The 20,978-nt window shown below is 66.5% G+C and carries 17 protein-coding genes and 1 other RNA gene; 10 read left to right on the top strand and 8 right to left on the bottom strand.

The annotated features are described in order from the left end of the window. Positions 1-30: 30 nt before the first annotated feature. The 3 genes from serC to gyrA all read right to left on the bottom strand — a co-directional run bounded on the left by serC (position 31) and on the right by gyrA (position 4,555). On the bottom strand, positions 31-1,113 hold the full coding sequence (gene serC / locus BLA15945_RS23245) for a 3-phosphoserine/phosphohydroxythreonine transaminase (protein WP_059235497.1): 1,083 nt from the start codon (positions 1,111-1,113) through the stop codon (positions 31-33). A 155-nt stretch (positions 1,114-1,268) separates the two neighbouring features. Then, positions 1,269-1,868 carry a DUF2059 domain-containing protein gene (locus BLA15945_RS23240; protein ID WP_059236858.1) on the bottom strand — a complete coding sequence of 200 codons (600 nt, stop codon included), beginning with the start codon at positions 1,866-1,868 and terminating at the stop codon, positions 1,269-1,271. Between the two features lie 83 nt (positions 1,869-1,951). Next, the gene (gene gyrA / locus BLA15945_RS23235) at positions 1,952-4,555 is read right to left on the bottom strand and encodes a DNA gyrase subunit A (protein WP_059235499.1); all 2,604 of its coding nucleotides are present in this window, start codon (positions 4,553-4,555) and stop codon (positions 1,952-1,954) included. 549 nt (positions 4,556-5,104) lie between these two features. On the opposite strand from gyrA, the gene ompA reads away from it, so the two are divergent. The 4 genes from ompA (at position 5,105) to ssrA (ending at position 7,740) form a co-directional block, all read left to right on the top strand. Then, positions 5,105-5,773, top strand: a complete 669-nt coding sequence (gene ompA / locus BLA15945_RS23230; protein WP_006476579.1) for an outer membrane protein OmpA — start codon at positions 5,105-5,107, stop codon at positions 5,771-5,773. A 154-nt stretch (positions 5,774-5,927) separates the two neighbouring features. Continuing rightward, positions 5,928-6,626, top strand: coding sequence for a bifunctional 2-polyprenyl-6-hydroxyphenol methylase/3-demethylubiquinol 3-O-methyltransferase UbiG (ubiG, locus tag BLA15945_RS23225; protein WP_174993465.1), 699 nt, complete (start codon positions 5,928-5,930; stop codon positions 6,624-6,626). A 13-nt stretch (positions 6,627-6,639) separates the two neighbouring features. Beyond that, on the top strand, positions 6,640-7,353 hold the full coding sequence (gene gph / locus BLA15945_RS23220) for a phosphoglycolate phosphatase (protein ID WP_174993464.1): 714 nt from the start codon (positions 6,640-6,642) through the stop codon (positions 7,351-7,353). Between the two features lie 17 nt (positions 7,354-7,370). Next, positions 7,371-7,740: a transfer-messenger RNA gene (gene ssrA, locus BLA15945_RS23215) on the top strand. A 277-nt stretch (positions 7,741-8,017) separates the two neighbouring features. On the opposite strand, the gene BLA15945_RS23210 is transcribed toward ssrA, so the two are convergent. The 3 genes from BLA15945_RS23210 to BLA15945_RS23200 form a co-directional block, all read right to left on the bottom strand. Beyond that, the gene (locus tag BLA15945_RS23210) at positions 8,018-8,368 is read right to left on the bottom strand and encodes a DUF4148 domain-containing protein (protein WP_059235505.1); all 351 of its coding nucleotides are present in this window, start codon (positions 8,366-8,368) and stop codon (positions 8,018-8,020) included. 362 nt (positions 8,369-8,730) lie between these two features. Further along, a complete protein-coding gene (locus BLA15945_RS23205; RefSeq protein WP_059235507.1) occupies positions 8,731-9,000 on the bottom strand; it encodes a hypothetical protein in 270 nt (89 codons plus the stop codon). 101 nt (positions 9,001-9,101) lie between these two features. Further along, positions 9,102-10,208: a substrate-binding domain-containing protein gene (locus BLA15945_RS23200; RefSeq protein ID WP_174993463.1), complete on the bottom strand. Its 1,107-nt coding sequence runs from the start codon at positions 10,206-10,208 to the stop codon at positions 9,102-9,104. 131 nt (positions 10,209-10,339) lie between these two features. Between BLA15945_RS23200 and BLA15945_RS23195 the strand changes: the two genes are divergently transcribed. Genes BLA15945_RS23195 through BLA15945_RS23180 form a run of 4 tightly spaced genes read left to right on the top strand, consistent with a single transcriptional unit; the run spans position 10,340 to position 15,639 of the window. Then, entirely contained in the window at positions 10,340-10,840 is a 501-nt protein-coding gene (locus BLA15945_RS23195) for an NAD(P)H-dependent oxidoreductase subunit E (RefSeq protein WP_059235511.1), read from the top strand. Further along, the gene (locus BLA15945_RS23190; protein WP_174993462.1) at positions 10,837-12,411 is read left to right on the top strand and encodes a formate dehydrogenase beta subunit; all 1,575 of its coding nucleotides are present in this window, start codon (positions 10,837-10,839) and stop codon (positions 12,409-12,411) included. The genes BLA15945_RS23195 and BLA15945_RS23190 overlap by 4 nt, the downstream gene beginning before the upstream one ends. A gap of 17 nt (positions 12,412-12,428) precedes the next feature. Beyond that, positions 12,429-15,380: a formate dehydrogenase subunit alpha gene (fdhF, locus tag BLA15945_RS23185; RefSeq protein ID WP_059235514.1), complete on the top strand. Its 2,952-nt coding sequence runs from the start codon at positions 12,429-12,431 to the stop codon at positions 15,378-15,380. Positions 15,381-15,387: 7 nt separating this feature from the next. After that, entirely contained in the window at positions 15,388-15,639 is a 252-nt protein-coding gene (locus BLA15945_RS23180) for a formate dehydrogenase subunit delta (RefSeq protein ID WP_059235517.1), read from the top strand. 8 nt (positions 15,640-15,647) lie between these two features. Here the strand turns inward: BLA15945_RS23180 and BLA15945_RS23175 are convergent, their stop codons facing one another. Beyond that, a complete protein-coding gene (locus BLA15945_RS23175) occupies positions 15,648-17,294 on the bottom strand; it encodes an FAD-dependent monooxygenase (RefSeq protein WP_059235519.1) in 1,647 nt (548 codons plus the stop codon). Between the two features lie 130 nt (positions 17,295-17,424). Here BLA15945_RS23175 and BLA15945_RS23170 point away from each other — a divergent pair, with 130 nt between their 5' ends. Further along, complete coding sequence (locus BLA15945_RS23170; protein ID WP_407045111.1) at positions 17,425-19,263, top strand: tetratricopeptide repeat protein; 1,839 nt, start codon at positions 17,425-17,427, stop codon at positions 19,261-19,263. An 82-nt stretch (positions 19,264-19,345) separates the two neighbouring features. Here BLA15945_RS23170 and tcuC read toward each other — a convergent pair whose 3' ends face one another. After that, positions 19,346-20,641, bottom strand: coding sequence for an MFS transporter (gene tcuC, locus BLA15945_RS23165; RefSeq protein WP_059235522.1), 1,296 nt, complete (start codon positions 20,639-20,641; stop codon positions 19,346-19,348). On the opposite strand from tcuC, the gene BLA15945_RS23160 reads away from it, so the two are divergent. After that, a complete protein-coding gene (locus BLA15945_RS23160) occupies positions 20,640-20,786 on the top strand; it encodes a hypothetical protein (RefSeq protein WP_155627165.1) in 147 nt (48 codons plus the stop codon). The genes tcuC and BLA15945_RS23160 overlap by 2 nt on opposite strands. The last annotated feature ends 192 nt before the right edge of the window (positions 20,787-20,978 follow it).

Raw genomic sequence — 20,978 nt, 5'->3', positions numbered from 1 at the left:
TTTTGCCGTGCTGTTTGAACAGCGCCGCCGTCAGGCGCCGCGCTGCTCGAAGTCCTTCATGTACTCGACGAGCGCTTTCACGCCCTCGAGCGGCACCGCGTTGTAGATCGACGCCCGCATGCCGCCGACGGACTTGTGGCCCTTCAGCTGCAGCAGCCCGCGCGCCTTTGCGCCGGCAAGGAAGTCTTCGTTGCGCGTTTCGTCGGCCAGGAAAAACGGCACGTTCATCCGCGAACGTGCTGCCGGCTCGACCTTGTTCAGATAGAAGCTGCTCGCGTCGATCGTGTCGTAGAGCAGCTTCGATTTTTCGATATTGCGGGCCTCGATCGCTTCGAGGCCACCCTGCCGCTTCAGCCACTGGAACACGAGGCCCGCGATGTAGATCGCGTAGGTGGGCGGCGTGTTGTACAGGGAGTTGTTCGCGGCGATGGTCTTCCATTCGAATGCGGACGGGCAGATCGACAGCGCGCGATCGAGCAGATCCTCGCGCACGATCACGACCGTCACGCCGGCCATCCCGATGTTCTTCTGCGCGCCGCCGAACAGCACGCCGTATTTCGCGACATCCATCGGGCGCGACAGGATATGCGACGAGACATCCGCGACCAGCGGCACGTCGCCGAGATCGGGGATCTCGAACGTCTCGACGCCGTCGATCGTCTCGTTGGTGCACAGATGCACGTAGGCCGGATCGTCCGACAGCTGCCATTCGGCGCGCGCGGGCGCACGCGTGAAGCCGTCGTCCGTCTTGCCGTTCGCTGCGAGATGCGGCGTGCAGAACTTCTTCGCCTCGTTGAACGATTTCTGCGACCACGAGCCCGTCACGACGAAGTCGGCGGTCTTGCGCGAGCCGAGCAGGTTCATCGGCACGATCGCGTTTTCCGCGATGCCGCCGCCCTGCAGGAACAGGACCCGGTGGCTGGCCGGCACGCCGAGCAGGTCGCGCAGATCGGTCAGCGCAGCCTCGTGGATCGACATGAATTCCTTGCCGCGATGGCTCATCTCCATCACGCTCATGCCGCTGCCGTGCCAGTCGAGCATTTCGTCGGCAGCTTGCCGCAGCACTTCCTCGGGCATCGCCGCAGGGCCGGCGGAGAAATTAAAGACGCGCATCGTGAAAACCTCGGAGGGACGCGACCGGCTCGCCGCCGGCAGAACGCGCCAGAAAAGAAATGGCCGCTTGCGCTCACGCGCAAACGGCCATTATCGCACTGTCGTCAGGCTCCCGCCAAACCCGGCCGAACGGCCGGTGGCGTGCCCGGACAGCTTTACTTGCCCGGCTTGACTGCTGCGACTTCCTTGTCAGCCTGCGTACGCGTTGCCTGGATCGCTTGCGGCATGTACTTCTGCATCAGGCCGTTGACCACGTCGCGACCGACCTGATCCTGAACCTGGATGAACTTGCGGCCCGTCGGGCTCTTGTAGAACGTCGTCAGATCCTTGATCTCCGACGTGCTGTAGTACTTCGCGTAGGCGTCGTACTGAGCCGACATCGCGTCGTTCTGGAACTGTTGCGTGCCGAACACCTTGCCTGCGCCGTCAACCAGCTTCGGCACCGAGTTCTTCTGCAGCGTCGGAACGGCAGCCTGCTTCTGCTTGTCGTTCAGCGTCTTGTTTTCCGACAGCGCGTCCGACAGGATTGCCGGCACGAGTTGCTTGGCCTGCATTTCGGCGCTGTTGCCGATTGCCGACACGAGCTTCGGCGCATCGATCGCGTCGAGCAGATCCTTGATCGCTGCCTTCTTGTCGGCGTCGATCGGCGCAGCTGCCGCCGGAGCAGCCGGTGCGGAATTCGACAGCGCCTGCGCCATCGCGAACGTCGGCACCAGTGCAGCCAGCAGAACCAGTTGCTTGAATTGCTTTTGCATCATCACTCCCTTTTGGAAATATGAATGGTTGCTCGCCGGCCGCGGCGCTTTTCGCCCGCGGCGGCTAGAGTCTCATCCGTTCTTCAGGCTTCGCCGTCCGACGCCTCGTCGGCCTCGCCATCGCCCTCTTCAGCCTCCGCGATCTGCTGCAGGCCGGAGAGCTTGGTACCCTCATCGAGACTGATGAGTGTAACACCTTGCGTAGCCCGCCCCATCTCGCGAATCTCCGATACACGGGTGCGAATCAACACGCCGGCCGTCGTGATCAGCATGATCTGATCCTCGGCGTCGACGAGCGTCGCGGCCACCACCTTGCCGTTACGCTCGGACGTCTGGATCGCGATCATGCCCTTCGTGCCACGGCCGTGACGCGTGTATTCGGTGATCGGCGTGCGCTTGCCGTAGCCGTTCTCGGTCGCGGTGAGCACGGTCTGCTCCTCGCTGCCGGCAACCAGCATCGCGATGACCTGCTGCCCGTCCTCGAGCTGCATGCCGCGCACGCCTCGCGCCTCGCGCCCCATCGGACGCACGTCGTTCTCGTCGAAGCGCACGGCCTTGCCGGCGTCGGAGAACAGCATCACGTCGTGCGCGCCGTCGGTGATCGACGCACCGATCAGGTAGTCGCCGTCGTCGAGGCCGACCGCGATGATGCCCTTCTTCATCGGACGGCTGAATGCTTCGAGCGGCGTCTTCTTCACGGTGCCGAGCGACGTCGCCATGAAGATGAACTTGTCGGCCGAGAATTCCTTGACCGGCAGCACGACGTTGATCTTCTCGCCTTCCTGCAGCGGGAACATGTTGACGATCGGGCGGCCGCGCGAGTTGCGCGAACCCTGCGGCACTTCATAGACCTTGACCCAGTACACGCGGCCGCGGTTCGAGAAGCACAGGATGTAGTCGTGCGTGTTCGCGATGAACAGCGTCTCGATCCAGTCGTCTTCCTTCATCTGCGTCGCCTGCTTGCCGCGGCCGCCGCGCTTCTGCGCGCGGTACTCGGACAGCGGCTGCGACTTCACGTAGCCCGCATGCGACATCGTGACGACCATGTCCTGCGGCGTGATCAGATCCTCGGTGTTCAGCTCGGTCGCGTTCAGTTCGATCTTCGAGCGGCGCGCGTCGCCGAATTCGGCCTTCACCGAGGTCAGCTCCTCGCCGATCATCGTCGTGATCCGCTCGGGGCGCGCGAGGATGTCCAGCAGGTCGGCGATCTGGGCCATCACTTCGCGGTACTCGCCGATGATCTTGTCCTGCTCGAGGCCGGTCAGGCGCTGCAGGCGCATCTGCAGGATTTCCTGGGCCTGCGTGTCGGACAGGCGGTACAGCCCGTCGTTCTGCATGCCGAACGCCGCGTTCAGGCCTTCCGGACGATACGCGGAGCGGCCGCCTGCCGATGCATTCTCGGCTTCGGCGCGCGTCAGCATCTCGCGCACGAGCGATGAATCCCACGGCTTCGCCATCAACTCCTGCTTCGCGATCGGCGGCGTCGGCGCGGCCTTGATGATCGCGATGAACTCGTCGATGTTCGCGAGCGCGACCGCGAGACCTTCGAGCACGTGGCCGCGTTCGCGGGCCTTGCGCAGTTCGTAGATCGTGCGGCGCGTCAGCACTTCGCGTCGGTGCGACAGGAAGCACTGCAGGATTTCCTTCAGGTTCAGCAGCTTCGGCTGGCCGTCGACGAGCGCGACCATGTTCATGCCGAACGTGTCCTGGAGCTGCGTCGCCTTGTACAGGTTGTTCAGCACCACTTCCGGCACTTCGCCGCGCTTGAGCTCGATCACGACACGCATGCCGCTCTTGTCGGACTCGTCGCGGATGTCGGAGATGCCCTCGAGCTTCTTCTCGTTGACGAGTTCGGCGATCCGCTCGAGCAGCGAGCGCTTGTTCACCTGGTACGGCAGCTCGTCGACGATGATCGCCATCCGCTGGCCGCGGTCGATCTCCTCGAAGTGCGTGGCCGCGCGCATCACGACGCGGCCGCGCCCGGTGCGGTAGCCGTCGCGCACACCGGCGACGCCGTAGATGATGCCGGCCGTCGGGAAGTCCGGCGCCGGGATGATCTCGATCAGCTCGTCGATCGTCGCTTCCGGGTTGCCCAGCAGGTGCTGGCACGCGTCGACGACTTCGTTCAGGTTGTGCGGCGGGATGTTGGTCGCCATCCCGACGGCGATACCCGACGAGCCGTTGATCAGCAGGTTCGGGATGCGCGACGGCAGGACCGACGGCTGCGTTTCGTTGCCGTCGTAGTTCGGCTCGAAATCGACCGTTTCCTTGTCGATGTCGGCGAGCAGCTCGTGACCGATCTTCGCCATGCGAATTTCGGTGTAACGCATCGCCGCGGCATTGTCGCCGTCGATCGAGCCGAAGTTGCCCTGCCCGTCGATCAGCATGTAGCGCAGCGAGAAATCCTGCGCCATCCGCACGATCGTGTCGTAGACCGCGGTGTCACCGTGAGGGTGGTACTTACCGATCACGTCACCGACGATACGCGCCGACTTCTTGTACGCGCGGTTCCAGTCGTTGTTCAGTTCGTGCATCGCGAACAATACGCGCCGGTGCACGGGCTTCAGGCCATCGCGGACATCCGGGAGGGCACGTCCGACGATCACGCTCATCGCGTAATCGAGATACGAACGGCGCATTTCCTCCTCTAGGGAGGTGGGCAGGGTCTCTTTGGCGAATTGATCCATGTATCCGTATCGTTTCGGAGCGAAGACGGCGAACGCCTTTCGCGTGGGCGCTGCATGCGCAACGCAACGTGAGATTCTAACATGCGCCCATCAGCCGCCAATTCGCCTCCCCCTCTATATATAAATAGCAAAAATCGCGGCGACGGCGAATTGGCCCAAATCGCGCGCGACGCGACGTCGCAGCCAATCGCATCCGGTTTGTTTCACGCTCACGAGCAGTTTGTTTCACGCGCACGAGTAAACAAATGCACACACCCGCGCAATTTCGCCGACACACTCTTGACAATCTCTAAAAGTTGCGGCAGGCCGGTGTTGCGCATGCACCACAAAGTTGGAGCGATCTTAGGGTGGGGAGGATTTTTTTTCGTAGGAAGGGAACGATATGGCAAAATGCCAACGCACTGAAAGTTAGACGCTGCTCGAAGTCTACACAGGAGCGCGCCGCGTTTTTTGTGCCGCACCAATGTTATACTTCGAGCAATGTATGACTTGTCACCGTCAACAGGCTCGCAGTAAACCTGCGGTAATCTCAATTTCGAGAGGAGAAATATGAATAAACTTTCAAAGCTCGCGTTCATTGCAGCTACCGCAGTTATGGCTGCATCCGCTTCGGCACAGTCGGTGCCGGCGTCGCGTCAAGCCGTCAATGACAACTGGGTGAACGGCACGGGCGAATGGGTGTGGATGAACGGCACGAACGAGCTCTGCTGGCGCGATGCGTTCTGGACGCCGGCCACCGCCAACGCGAAGTGCGATGGCGCACTGGTCGCCCAGGCACCGCAGCCGCCGGTCGCTCCGGTTGCTCCGGCCATCACGAGCCAGAAGATCACGTATCAAGCTGACGCACTGTTCGACTTCGACAAGGCAACGCTCAAGCCGCTGGGCAAGCAAAAGCTGGACGAACTGGCTTCGAAGATCGAAGGCATGAACACGGAAGTGGTCGTCGCAACGGGCTACACGGACCGCATCGGTTCGGACAAGTACAACGACCGTCTGTCGCTGCGCCGTGCGCAAGCCGTGAAGTCGTACCTGGTCAGCAAGGGTGTGCCGGCCAACAAGATCTACACGGAAGGCAAGGGCAAGCGCAACCCGGTTACGACTGGCTGCAACCAGAAGAACCGCAAGCAACTCATCGCCTGCCTCGCACCGGATCGCCGCGTGGAAGTCGAAGTGGTGGGTACGCAGCAAGTGCAGAAGACGACCGTTCCGGCAAACTAAGCCGCGGTTTTCGACTGCTTCAAAGCCCCGCTCCGGCGGGGCTTTTTCTTTGACGCCCGTCCGGGCGCTCGTCGCTTCGCCGCTCGTCCGCTTCTTATATACTCGGGTCTGACGAACCGCAGCACTGCCCTCCTCCCGTAGCCCGTTTGCCGACATGACCAACGCCGATCCGCACGAACTCCAGAAATTCAGCGACCTCGCCCACCGGTGGTGGGATCCGAATGCCGAATTCAAGCCGCTGCACGACCTGAACCCGGTCCGGCTCGGCTGGATCGATGCGCACGCACACCTGGCCGGCAAGCGTGCACTCGACATCGGCTGCGGCGGCGGCATCCTGTCCGAATCGATGGCCGGGCTCGGCGCCCAGGTGAAGGGCATCGACCTGTCGACCGAAGCGCTCGGCGTCGCCGACCTGCACAGCCTCGAAAGCGGCATCTCGGTCGACTATGAGGCCATGGCCGCCGAAGCGATCGCCGCGCGCGAACCGGGCACCTACGACGTCGTCACGTGCATGGAGATGCTCGAGCACGTGCCGTCGCCCGGCGATGTCGTCGCCGCGTGCGCGACGCTCGTGAAACCGGGCGGCTGGGTGTTCTTCTCGACGCTGAACCGCAACCTGAAGTCCTACCTGTTCGCGGTGATCGGCGCGGAGTACATCGCGCAGATGCTGCCGAAGGGCACGCACGACTATGCGCGTTTCATCCGCCCGTCGGAACTGGCCGGCTTCGTGCGCGCGACGGATCTGCACATCGTGGAGATCAAGGGCATCACGTATCATCCGATCGGCAAGCGCTTCGCGCTGTCGAACGACACCGACATCAACTACCTCATCGCGTGCCGCCGCGGCGCGTGACCCCCCGACCGGCATGACGACTCCCCTTTCGACCGCGCGGGTAGCAGACGAACCGCGCCTGCTGCACTGCGATGCCGTGCTGTTCGACCTCGACGGCACGCTCGCCGACACGGCGCCCGATCTCGCGGCGGCCGTCAACAGGATGCAGCGCGATCGCGGGCTGCCCGAAACGTCGCTCGACGTGTTGCGCCCGCTGGCCTCGGCCGGCGCGCGCGGCCTGCTCGGCGGCGCGTTCGGCATCGATCCGAACACGCCCGGCTACGACGCGATGCGCGACGAGTTCCTGACCAACTACGCGACGGACCTCTGCGTACATACGACGCTGTTTCCCGGCATCGGCGACGTGCTCGACGAACTCGATGCGCGCGGCGTGCGCTGGGGCATCGTCACGAACAAGGCGATGCGCCTCACGGCGCCGCTCGTCGACCTGCTCGGCCTCGCCCCGCGCGCCGCCTGCGTGGTCGGGGGCGACACGACGCCGCACCCGAAGCCGCACCCGGCCCCGCTGCTGCATGCGGCCGACCAGCTGACGCTCGCCCCCGCGCGCATCGTCTACGTCGGCGACGACCTGCGCGACATTCAGGCCGGCAGCGCGGCCGGCATGGCGACGGTCGCAGCCGCGTACGGCTATTGCGGCGACGGCGTTGCGCCGGCCGACTGGCAGGCGCAGCATCTCGTCGACACGACGCAGGAACTGCGCGAACTGCTGCGCGATGTTGGGCTATAATGCTAGATCTTATCCGCGGGGGCGACCTGGTTTCGACAGGGGTTGTGAAGCGGCTAGGGCATGTCGAGGACCCGTCACCTCGTTAATCAATGGGAAAATCGTAACTGCAAACGACGATACGTTCGCACTGGCAGCCTAACGGCCGCCGTCCTCTGCCTAGTTCACTGACGGGCTAGTGTCGCAAGACCGGTAGCAATACCGCCAGAGGTCATTTACGTCAGTTAAGCTCTGTCGGCGTCGCGACGCCAGGGTCGAAAATCTAGCGAATCGCCGTAGTGCAGCGTGTTCGTCCGCGTCGCTGCGGTTAAATCAAAAGACTGGACTAAACATGTAGAACTAGTCGTGGAGCGCTTCTGGACGCGGGTTCGATTCCCGCCGCCTCCACCAAATTCCGCGTTCGCCGCACGAACCCCGCATGACGCAAGTCTGCGGGGTTTTTTGTTGCCGGCGACACGCATGCATCCCTCTCCTGCCGAAAAAGCGCCCGACCACGGACGGGCGGCCGGGCGGAATGCCACCGGTGCTCCGGCGGCAGGAGGTGACAGGTGTTCTGCCGCGCCCGCGCAGTCATCGGTTGCACCGGGCAGCGGCCAGCCCGGTTGCCCCGGCTTCGGGCGCAGCGCATCGCCGCCCCCATGCTCGTGCAGATCGGGCGACGTGCAGCTTAGCTGCCGCGATACAGCGACTTCATTTCTTCAGCACTGGCCGGGCGCACGCCCATTGCACGCGAACCCGATGCGGATGCGCCCTGTGCCTGCGCACCGTAGCCGCTGGCGTCGGCACCTTGCGCCTGCGCCAGTGCACGCTGCTGCTCTGCAACACGGGCCGTCGCTGCCTGGATCGCTTCCGGGTAGTGCGGATCTTCGCCGCGGGCGGAGTTGTAACCGGCCTGCTGGAGCTGGACCAGTTCGGCACGGACCTGCGCGCGGGTGATCGTCGAGCCCGACTGGGCGAACGACACGACCGGGGCAACGAGAGCAGCGGCAACGACAACAGCTTGAACGAGCGACTTCATGATGACCTACCTCCAGATTTGTCTGTGTTCGCGGTGAACACCTTGTTCATCGCTGACAACCCGAAGTTTATGTAGGCGGATGCTTAAGAATAAGGCAGGTTTCTGGAAGACATCCTTCCTGAATTACGGGTTAACCCTAGATTGGCTGGCGAAGCGGCAACGCGTGAAAACGGCGGCTTCACATGGCGCCGCGTTGCGTGCGGGCCTGCCGAAAAGCACGAGCCCCGCGAAGCAGCAACGCTTCGCGGGGCTCGATCACAGCCAGGTTCGGAACGGAACGCGTACAGCCGTCGGTCAGGCGATCGGGTCGTTGTGCACAAGCACGCCCGCGCCGTCCCGGCACGAATACGCCAGTCAGAGCCTTACCGGGTATCCATCGGGCACTTCAGGTTGCAGCCGTTCGGGTCGCCCAGGTCGCCCTTGCGGCGCAACGCCGACTTCTTGCTGCCCTGGTATTTCTGCGACGGCGCCGACGCCGCGAACGGCATCTGCGGATGCTCGTTCAGGCGAAACTGTTCGCTCAGGATGCCGCCGGGCACGCCCGGGGAATTCTGCGCAAACGCAAACGGCGAAGCGACGACCAACAGCCCCGCGGTCAACGCTGCCGCGGCGAGGGGAACGGAAAATTTCATGGCGGAATGACGCCTGAACGGCGTGCTTGTTGGAACGTTGATCAAGCGGCAAGCGTAGCGCAAATCCCCTGCTGTTGCAGCGCGGCTCGATCGCGTCCCCGTTACCGCGAATTGCCGTCCTGCGCGTACGTGCCGTCGCCGCCGGCCAGTCCCGTCGCGATGCTCGTCAGCGTGCCGCATGCGGCCGGATCGTAACCGTCGAGATGCGCGACGCGCTCGACGAAGCGCGCGTCACGCAGCAGCGCCAGCACGCCGGCAAGCGGCCGCGCATCGAGCCGCGCGCGTTCGCATGCGAAGTAATAGTCTTCGTCCACGACCGGGATGAAGTCGAGCCCGAAATGATGGGCGGCCGGCTCGACGCCGAAGCCGAGGTCGGCCATCCCGCTCGCGACGAACGCCGCGATCGCCGAATGCGTGAGCTCGGCCGACGCGTAGCCGTCGATGCGCTCCGGATCGATGCCGATCGCGCGCAGCGCGAGATCCAGCAGCATGCGCGTGCCCGACCCCGGCTGCCGGTTGACGAAGCGGATGTCGTTGCGCGCGAGGTCCGCAAGCCCGCTGACCTGCTTCGGGTTGCCGCGCGGGACGAACAGCCCCTGCTGGCGGCGCGTCAGGTGGATCAGCACATGGCGCGTATCGTCGAGCCAGGGCCGGTAGATCTGCGCGCACTGCGCGCGAAACGCGCCGCGCGGCAAATGGAAGCCGGCGAGGTCGCACTCGCCGCGGGCGAGTGCCTGCACGGCCTCGACGCTCTCGCGATACTTGATGTCGACGGCCGCCTGCGCATCGACGAGCGCGGAGACGAGCGTCGCGACCGCGTAGCCGTGCGACGCGTGGATTCGCACGGCGCCGTCGCGCTGCGCGAGACGCCGGTTCAGGTCGCTCGCCACCTCGGCCGCCAGCGTGCGCAAGTTTCCGTCGAGCCGGCTGCGTGCGAGACGCTGCGCATCGACGACGGCCTGCCCGAGCGCCGACAACGTCGAACCCTTGCCGCGCGCGGTTTCGATCAGCTCACCGCCGATGCACGACTCCAGCGCGCGCAGCATGCCCCACGCGTGCCGGTACGACAGCCCCTTGGCTTGCGCCGCCTGCGCAATGCTGCCCGTGTCGGCCACGAGTTCCAGCAGCGGCGCGACGTCTGACAGGCTGGCCGAACGGCCCTCCGTGTCGCGTACGGTCAGATACGCGTCGCATTCGATTCGAATCAATTATGCACTCCGATTTCCTATTGCGACTGCCAAATCTTCCGCTTATCGTTGGTCAAAATCAATCAGAACGAAGTCGCGATGCGCACTATATGAATTTCGAGCGCATATGAGACTTTGGAGGAGCATAACCGATGTCCCCGAATTCCCCTGCGCCCGACGCGCTCGTCGAGCGCCATGCGCGCGCCGGCCGGTCGCTCGTCGCGATCCTGCACGCGATCCAGGACGACGCGGGCTACGTGCCGCCGGGCTGCGTCGCGCCGCTCGCCAAAGCGTTGAACCTGTCGCGTGCCGAAGTGCACGGCGTACTGACCTATTACCACCACTTCCGCACTGCGCCGCCCGCGCGCGTGACGATCCAGATGTGTCGCGCCGAAGCGTGCCGCAGCATGGGCTGCGAAACGCTGGCCGCTCACGCGGAAGCGCGCACCGGCTGCCGGTTCGACGCGGCGCACGACGAGGCCGCGGCCGCACACGCGCCGGACGCCGTCGCGCTCGAATCGGTCTACTGCCTCGGTCTGTGTGCGCAATCGCCGTCGCTGACGGTCAACGGCGTGCTGCACGCGAAAGTCACACCGGAAAAATTCGACGCGCTGCTCGCCGACGCGGTCGCCCACACGCCGGAGGCCGCATGACGACCCGCATCTACGTTCCGCGCGATTCGTCCGCGCTGGCGCTCGGCGCCGACGCGCTTGCCGCCGCGATCGTCGCGGAAGCCGAACGGCGCGGCGTCGCGATCGAACTGGTCCGCAACGGCTCGCGCGGATTGCTGTGGCTCGAGCCGCTCGTCGAGATCGGCACGGCCGCGGGCCGCGTGGGCTATGCGAACCTGTCGGCCGCCGACGTGCCGGCCCTGTTCGACGCCAACTGGCTCGAAGGCGGCACGCATCCGAGCGCCGTCGGCCTCGTCGACGCACTGCCCTATCTCGCGCGCCAGCAGCGGCTCACGTTCGCGCGCATCGGCCTGACCGATCCGCTGTCGATCGACGATTACCTGCAGCACGAAGGCCTCGCCGGCCTGAAGAACGCACTCGCGCTCGACGGCGATGCCGCGTGCGAAACGCTGCTCGAATCGGGGCTGCGCGGCCGCGGCGGTGCGGCATTCCCGGCCGGCATCAAGTGGCGCACCGTGCGGAACGCGCGCGCCGCGCAGAAGTACATCGTCTGCAACGCGGACGAAGGCGATTCGGGCACCTTCTCCGACCGCCTGCTCATGGAATGCGATCCGTACTGCCTGATCGAAGGGATGATCATCGCGGGCATCGCGACGGGCGCGACGATCGGCTACATCTACGTGCGCAGCGAATACCCGCACGCGATCGCGACGCTCGAAGCCGCGATCGTCCGCGCGCGTGAAGCCGGCTGGCTCGGCGAGCACGTGCTCGGCTCCGCGCACGCATTCGAGCTACACGTCGCGAAAGGCGCGGGCTCGTATGTATGCGGCGAGGAAACGGCGCTGCTCGAATCGCTCGAAGGCAAGCGCGGCGTCGTGCGCGCGAAGCCGCCGCTGCCCGCGCTGGCGGGCCTGTTTGGCCAGCCGACCGTCATCAACAACGTGATCACGCTCGCGACGGCGCCCGTGATCTTCGCGCGCGGCGCCGCGTTCTATCGCGACTACGGGATGGGCCGCTCGCGCGGCACGCTGCCGTTCCAGCTCGCGGGCAACATCCGTCACGGCGGTCTCGTCGAGCTTGCGTTCGGCGTCACGCTGCGCGAGCTGCTGTTCGACTTCGGCGGCGGCACGGCCAGCGGCCGGCCCGCTCGCGCCGCACAGGTCGGCGGCCCGCTCGGCACCTACCTGCCCGACCATCAGTGGGACGTGCCGCTCGACTACGAGGCTTACACGGCGATCGGCGCGGTCGTCGGTCATGGCGGCATCGTGCTGCACGACGACACGTCGAACCTCGCCGAGCTGGCCGAATACGCGATGAAGTTCTGCGCGATCGAATCGTGCGGCAAGTGCACGCCGTGCCGGATCGGTTCGACGCGCGGCGTCGAGACGATCGCACGCATTCGCGACGGCGATACGTCGGAGCGCCAGGTCACGCTGCTGCGCGACCTGTGCGACACGATGCTGGCCGGTTCGCTGTGCGCGATGGGCGGGATGACGCCGTACCCGGTGCTGTCCGCGCTCGATCATTTCCCCGAAGATTTCGGGCTCGCCGGCAAGGATGCCGCGTCGGGCCCGGTCAAGGCCGCGGCCTGACCCAGAAGGAGCCCTGCATGTCCCTCGACACGAACAACGTCCGCCAAGGCGGCTGCGGCTCAGGCCAATGCGCATGCAAGAGCGCCGCGCAGGCGCGTGCCCGCGACCCGTTCGACGATACCGATTACGGCACGCCGCAACGGCATGCCGATACCGACGTCACGCTCGAAATCGACGGCCAGCCGGTCACGGTGCCGGCCGGCACGTCGGTGATGCGCGCGGCGATCGAGGCCGGCGTCAATGTCCCGAAGCTCTGCGCGACCGATTCGCTCGAACCGTTCGGCTCGTGCCGGCTGTGCCTCGTCGAGATCGAAGGCCGGCGCGGTTATCCGGCGTCGTGCACGACACCTGCCGAAGCCGGCATGAAGGTGCGCACGCAATCGGACCGGCTGCAGTCGCTGCGCCGCAACGTGATGGAGCTGTACATCTCCGACCATCCGCTCGACTGCCTCACCTGCCCCGCCAACGGCGACTGCGAGCTGCAGGACATGGCGGGCGTCGTCGGGTTGCGCGAGGTGCGCTACGGCTTCGACGGCGCGAATCACCTGAAGGACCGCAAGGACGAATCGAACCCGTACTTCACGTACGACCCGTCGAAGTGCATCGTCTGCAATCGCTGCGTGCGCGCATGCGAGGAAACGCAGGGCACCTTCGCGCTGACGATCGCCGCGCGCGGTTTCGAATCGCGTGTGGCCGCGGGCGAAAGCGAATCGTTCATGGCGTCGGAATGCGTGTCGTGCGGCGCATGCGTCGCCGCATGCCCGACTGCCACGCTGCAGGAAAAATCCGTCGTGCAGCTCGGGCAGGCCGAACACTCGGTCGTCACGACCTGCGCGTACTGCGGCGTCGGCTGCTCGTTCAAGGCCGAAATGAAGGGCACCCAGGTCGTTCGCATGACGCCGCACAAGAACGGCCTCGCGAACGAAGGCCACGCGTGCGTGAAGGGACGCTTCGCGTGGGGCTATGCAACGCACAAGGACCGCATCACGAAGCCGATGATCCGCGAGAAGATCACCGACCCGTGGCGCGAAGTGAGCTGGGACGAAGCGCTCACCTACGCGGCAACGCAATTCCGCAAGCTGCAGCAGAAGTACGGCCGCGATTCGATCGGCGGCATCACGTCGTCGCGCTGCACGAACGAGGAAACCTATCTCGTGCAGAAGCTCGTGCGCGCCGCGTTCGGCAACAACAACGTCGATACCTGCGCACGCGTGTGCCATTCGCCGACCGGCTATGGTCTCAAGACGACGCTCGGCGAATCGGCCGGCACGCAGACGTTCGCATCGGTCGGCCAGGCCGACGTGATCGTCGTGATGGGCGCGAACCCGACCGACGGCCACCCGGTGTTCGGCTCGCGGATGAAGCGCCGCGTGCGCGAAGGCGCGAAGCTGATCGTGATCGACCCGCGCCGCATCGACGTCGTCGACGGCCCGCACGTGAAGGCCACGCACCACCTGCAGCTGCGCCCCGGCACCAATGTCGCGATCGTCAACGCGCTCGCGCACGTGATCGTCACCGAAGGGCTCGTTGCCGACGCGTTCGTCGCCGAGCGCTGCGACACGCGCGCATTCGAGCAATGGCGCGAATTCGTGTCGCGCGAAGAGAATTCTCCGGAGGCGACCGCCGGCGTGACGGGCGTGCCGGCCGAACGCGTGCGCGAAGCCGCACGCCTCTATGCGACGGGCGGCAATGCCGCGATCTATTACGGGCTGGGCGTCACCGAACACGCGCAAGGCTCGACGACGGTGATGGGCATCGCGAACCTCGCGATGGCAACCGGCAACCTCGGCCGCGAAGGCGTCGGCGTCAATCCGCTGCGCGGCCAGAACAACGTGCAGGGTTCGTGCGACATGGGCTCGTTCCCGCACGAACTGCCCGGCTACCGGCACATCGGCGACGCGGTCGTACGCACGCAGTTCGAGCAGGCGTGGTCGGCCACGCTGCAACCGGAACCGGGGCTGCGCATCCCGAACATGTTCGACGCGGCGCTCGACGGCAGCTTCAAGGGGCTCTACTGCCAGGGCGAGGACATCGTCCAGTCGGACCCGAACACGCAGCACGTGGCGGCCGCGCTGTCGGCCATGGAATGCATCGTCGTGCAGGACATCTTCCTGAACGAGACCGCGAAATACGCACATGTGCTGCTGCCGGGCTCGACGTTCCTCGAGAAGGACGGCACGTTCACGAACGCCGAGCGCCGCATCTCGCGCGTGCGCAAGGTGATGCCGCCGCTCGCGGGCTATGCGGACTGGGAAGTGACGCTGCTGCTGTCGCAGGCGCTCGGCTACGACATGCACTACACGCATCCGTCGGAAATCATGGACGAGATCGCGCGGCTCACGCCGACCTTCTCGGGCGTGTCGTACGAGAAGCTCGACGCACTCGGCAGCATCCAGTGGCCGTGCAACGAACACGCCCCGGAAGGCACGCCGACCATGCACATCGACGCGTTCGTGCGCGGCAAGGGCCGGTTCGTGATCACCCAGTTCATTCCGACGCCGGAGAAGGTCACGCAGCGCTATCCGCTGATCCTGACGACGGGCCGCATCCTGTCGCAATACAACGTCGGCGCGCAGACGCGCCGGACGGAAAACGTCCGGTGGCACGAAGAGGACCGCCTCGAGATCCATCCGCACGACGCGCAGGATCGCGGGATCCGGAGCGACGACTGGGTCGGCATCGAATCGCGCGCCGGGCATACGGTGCTGCGCGCGCTCGTGACGGAGCGCATGCAGCCGGGTGTCGTGTACACGACGTTCCACTTCCCCGAATCGGGCGCGAACGTGATCACGACCGACAGCTCCGACTGGGCGACGAATTGCCCCGAGTACAAGGTGACGGCCGTGCAGGTGATGCCGGTTGCGCAGCCTTCCGACTGGCAACGCGCGTACGCGCGCTTCAATGCGGAGCAGATCGACCTGCTCGAGCGCCGCGCGGCCACGCCCGATACCGTGACGACAGGCAAGTGAGGCCGCGATGAACCACGAACACCTGATCGACATGGCCAACCAGATCGGCGCATTCTTCGAGTCGATGCCCGATCGCGACGAAGCGCTGGCCGGCATCGCCGACCATATCCGGCGCTTCTGGGAACCGCGGATGCGCCGCGCGTTGCTCGCCGCGCTCGACGATCCGTCGGGCGAAGGCGCGCAACGCGCGGCACCGATCGTGCGCGACGCGATCGCCACCTACCGCGCATCGCTCGTGCCCGCCGCCGCGAGCGCCTGATCGCGCCGCTACGCGGACTGCGTCATGCCCGCGAACCAGCTTTCGCAGTGGCGCAGCAGCCCGTTCGCGTCGGTTGCCGTGCGCCCGCGCGCGGCAACATAACCGTCGGGCCGCAGCAGATAGAACGACGGCCGCGAGCGGCCGTATTCCTGCGCCAGCCCGGCGGCGCCGTCGCCCTCGGCATCGGCGACGCGCCACACGCGCACCGCGTCCGGCATGACCCGTTCGAGCCCCTGCACGAGCGCCTGCGCATCGGCCGGCATCGGCGGCACTTCGCCGGTGGCGGCATTCACCGGATCTTCCAGCAGCAACAGCGTGAAGCTCGCCGGATCGTGAAGATCGTATAGCCGCGCCGTTCCGGGCGCGCGACCGAGCGGCCCGTCGAGCACGTGCACGAGTGCATCGGGCGCCCGCTCGCCTGCGCGTGGACCGCCGTCGAGCACGCGCTCCAGCGTGAGCGGACTCTTCCGGTACTGCACGCCGAGCTCGCTGACCGTGCGCCTTACCGCATCGCGCATCGGCCCGAACGACGCCAGCAGCGGCACGACATGATCGCGCAGCAGCTTCATCGCGCCGCGCTCGGCTTCGACGACCTGCGTGACGAAACTGGTCTGCCGCAACACATCGCGCTCGATCGGATGGCGCTCCGCGTGATACGTGTCGAGCAACCGCTCGGGCGTGCCCGCGCCGAGCACGCGCGCGAGCTTCCAGCCCAGGTTGAACGCCTCCTGGATGCCGGTGTTCATGCCCTGCGCGCCGGCCGGGCTGTGGACGTGCGCAGCGTCGCCCGCGAAGAACACGCGGCCGTGGCGCAGCCGGTCGACCATCCGGCTGTGCAGGTGGAAATAGGACGACCACGCGAGATCGCTCGGCGAGATCGATACGCCCACGCGAGCACGAACGATTGCATCGCATTCCGCGAGCGACGGCGTCGGCGCGTCGGGCGACGCGTCGCTGCCAGGCGGCCGGTCGGCGACGAGCCGGTAACGGCCGTCGCCCATCGGAAACAGGCCCGCCATGCCTTCGGGCGTTGCGAACAGGTGGATCTCTTCATCCGGCCAGTCGGGTATCGCCGCGAAATCGGCCAGCAGGAAAGTCTGTTCGAACGCATGCCCGGTAAAGCCCAGACCGAGCAGATGCCTGACGGTGCTGTGCGCGCCGTCGGCGGCAATCAGGTATGACGGTGCGAACGACTCGTCGCGGCCATCGGCGCGGTGGATCGTCACGCCGAGCGATGTGCCGCCTGCGTCGCATGCGGCCAGTACCGCGCCGCGCTCGACGGTCACGCCCAGCGCAGCCAGGTGCTCGGCGAGCAGCCGCTCGGTGATGCTCTGGTCGAGAAACAGCAGATACGGATAGCGCGTTTGCAGCGGATCGAAATCGAGCCGCGCGATCACGCGGCCGTCGGCGTGCAGTGCGGCCGCATGCGCGCGATGGCCGAGCGCGAGAAACGGTTCGACCGCGCGATGCTGCTCCAGCAGCTCGAGTGTGCGCGCCTGGATGCCGATCGCGCGCGAATGCGGCGCGGGTGCCGCGAGGCGATCGATGATGCGCACCGGCACACGGGCCCGCGCGAGGCTCATCGCCGCGGCAAGACCGGTCGGCCCCGCGCCGACGATCAGCACGGGCGGGATATCGGACAGTGTGTCAGCCATGCGAACCTCGATGACACGCGATCCTGCAAGTCTACGCCGCTCCGCGTGACGGGGCCATATGCCGACCGGCCGATGCGCGGCATCATCGCGCGGTGTGGGAAAATACCTGCTTTCCGTCAGTTTTCGCGTCATGGATTCCGCATTCGACCGGGCGTACGCCGCACACCGCGCAGGCCGCCTCGCCGAGGCCGAGCACGGCTATCGCAACGCGCTCGCCTCCAACCCCGCCGACGCCGACGCGCTGCACCTGTTCGGCGTGCTGCGGCACCAGCAGGGCCAGCACGCCGAGGCAGCCGATCTCGTCGGGCGCGCCGTCGCGCTGCGTCCGGGCGATGCCGCGCTGCAGCTCAATCTCGGCAACGCGCTGAAAGCGCTCGGCCGCCTCGACGAAGCAATCGACCGCTTCCGCAACGCGCTGACGCTCGCGCCCGAATTTCCGCTCGCGCACTACAACCTCGGCAACGCGTATGCGGCACTGCAGCGTCACAACGATGCGATCGATGCGTTCGGCCGCGCGCTACGGCTCACGCCCGACGACGCATCGATCTACAACAATCTCGGCAACGCGCTGAACGCGCTCGGCCGCCACGACGAAGCGCTTGCCGCGTTCGGCCGTGCGCTCGAGCTGCGCCCCGGGCATGCGGGCGCGCACAACAACCTCGCGATGGCGCTGAACGCGATGGGCCGCGCCGACGACGCGATCACGCACTTCCAGGCCGCGATCGCCGCGCAGCCGCGCTTCGTCGCCGCGCATTTCAATCTCGGCAACACGTTCGAAGCAGTCGGCCGGCATGCCGAAGCGGCCGCCGCGTTCGAAACCGCGCTCGCGCTGCACCCGCCGTTTCCGCTCGCGCTGTTCGGGCTGGCGAACGCGCTCTGCGCGCAGGCACGCCATCGCGACGCACTGCCCTATTACGAGCGCGCCGTCGGCCTCGATCCGTCGTTCGGCCTCGCATGGCTCAATCTCGGCAACGCGCATCACGCGCTCTGCGCACACGAGATGGCGCTGCGCGCGTTCGACCAGGCGCTGCGGGTCGCCCCCGATCTCACGCTCGCGCGGCTGCACCGCGCGGTCACGCTGCTGACGCTCGGCGACTTCACGCGCGGCCTGCCCGCCTACGAAGCGCGCCACGAGACGCCGGGCGCGACGTCGCTCGGCACGCTGCCGCGCTGGCAAGGCGAGCCGATTGCGTCGCGTACGCTGCTGATCCGGGCGGAACAGGGGTTCGGCGACACGCTGCAGTTCGTCCGCTTCGTGCCGCTGGCCCGCGCACGCTGCGCGCACGTCGTGCTCGAAGTCCAGCCGGAACTCGTCGCGCTGCTGGCGCCGGCCGCGTCGCGCTGGCGCGTGACGCTCGTCGCGCAAGGTGCCGCCAAGCCGCCGGCTGCGGACGTCGCCTGCACGCTGATGAGCCTGCCGTTCCTGCTCGGGCTTCAGCCGGACGACATCGTCGGCGGCTCGCGCTACCTCGACGCGCCCGACGGCGCCCGCCGGCGCTTTCGCGGCTCGCTCGGCGGACAGTCGAAGCGCAAGTTCGGCCTGGCGTGGTCGGGGCGCCGGCAGGCGCAGGAAAATCGCTCGATGCCGTTCGACGCGCTCGCGCCGCTGCTCGCGCTGCCGGACATCGACTGGATCGTGCTGCAGCCCGCCCTCGACGACGACGAACGTGCACGCGTCGACGCGCATCCGCGCGTGCATCGCCTCGACGGCCGGCTGAACGACTTTGCCGACACGGCCGCACTGATCGAGCGGCTCGATGGCGTCGTCACGATCGACACGGCTGTCGCGCACCTCGCGGGCGCGCTCGGCAAGCCGCTGTGGGTCATGCTGCCGTTCGCGCCCGACTGGCGCTGGTTCACCGGCGACGACTGCCCGTGGTATCCGCAGGCCAGGATCGCGCGCCAGCCCGCGGCCGGCGAATGGCTCGACGTGGCAGCCAAGGTTGCCGGCAAGCTGCGCGACGCCTGAACGCAAATGAACAAAGGGAGCGCACGGCGCTCCCTTTGTCGATGCGATGCACGGCCAGCGCCGCGCAACGGGCTGACGCCCGTCAGGCCGCCTTGTACTGGTTGCGCGCCTCGGACGTGCGATACAGCACGAGCGTCGCGATCAGCCCGCAGACCGCGGCCACGCTCAGCCACAGCCCCGGCGCCGCCTTGTTGCCCGTCTGGTGGATCAGCAGCGTCGAGATTGCCGGCGTGAACCCGCCGATCGTCGTCGCAAGGCTGTATGCGAGCGAGAAGCCGGCCGTGCGCACGTCGGCCGGCATCACTTCGGTCAGCGCGACGACCATCGCGCCGTTGTACGACGCATACAGGAACGACAGCCACAGCTCGACCGCGAGCAGCCGCAGGAACGACGGATCGCCGACGAGCCACAGCACGGCCGGGTAAGCCGTCAACAGCGTCAGCACGGTGAACGCGATCAGCACCGGGCGGCGGCCGATGCGGTCGGACAGCGCGCCGGACAGCGGCAGCCACACGAGGTTCGAGATACCGACGCAGACGGTCACGACGAGCGCGTCGAGCGACGACAGGTGCAGCACTTCCTTGCCGAAGGTCGGCGTATACGCGGTGATCATGTAGAACGACACCGTCGTCATGATCACCATCCCCATGCCGGCGACCACGACGCCCCAGTTGTCGAGCATCGAGCGCATGATCTCGCCCATCGTCGGACGATGACGCTTCGCGAGGAATTCGTCGGTCTCCTTCAGCGAACGGCGGATCAGGAACAGGAACGGCACGATCAGGCAGCCGATCAGGAACGGGATGCGCCAGCCCCACGCCGTCATCTCCTCGACCGGCAGCGCGCGGTTCAGCAGCACGCCGACGAGCGCGGCGAACACCACGGCCACCTGCTGGCTGCCCGACTGCCACGACGTATAGAACCCCTTGTGCCCCTTCGTCGCGATCTCCGACAGGTAGACCGACACGCCGCCGAGTTCGACGCCCGCCGAGAAACCCTGCAGCAGCCGGCCGAGCAACACGAGCACCGGTGCGAGCACGCCGATCGTCGCGTAGCCCGGTATCGCGGCCACCGCGAGCGTGCCGATCGCCATCAGCCCGAGCGTCAGGATCAGCCCCTTGCGACGACCGTGATGGTCGATGTACGCGCCGAGCACGATCGCACCGACCGGCCGCATCAGGAAGCCCGCGCCGAACACCGACAGCGACAGCATCAACGACGCGAATGCGTTGCCGCTCGGGAAATAGGTTTTCGCGATGGCCGACGCGTAATACCCGTAGACCATGAAGTCGTACATTTCCAGGAAGTTGCCGCTGACGACCCGGAACACGGTGCGGACTTTCGATTCCTGCGCGATGGCGTGTGACGCTGTGGACATGTTTTTCTCGCTCAGCTCGGATGGCGCGAATCCGCGCCGCATGGACCCGGCGATGCGCGACGCACCGGGCCGGCGCGCACGGGCATCGCTGCCCGCCGGCGGCGCATCGCACAACGACGCGTGCACCGGCATGATTCGCGAATGATGCCACGCGAAGCCGACATTTGCCTTGTACCGGCACGGTCGTTGCCGTCGCGGTATCCGCCTCGTACAAGTCGGCCCGAAACAGGCACAAGAATCAGATTGATCAGATCGACCGGCCTTCGCCGGCTGACCACAATGTCACGATTTGCGACGACACTTCCGCGCCGCGCCGGCACGGTTACCCGTGTCGCAC

It is taken from the genome of Burkholderia arboris (genome assembly GCF_902499125.1).
GTDB lineage: Bacteria > Pseudomonadota > Gammaproteobacteria > Burkholderiales > Burkholderiaceae > Burkholderia > Burkholderia arboris.
Note: the sequence above shows the minus strand (reverse complement) of the source record. Positions and strands in the feature narration are given on the sequence as shown.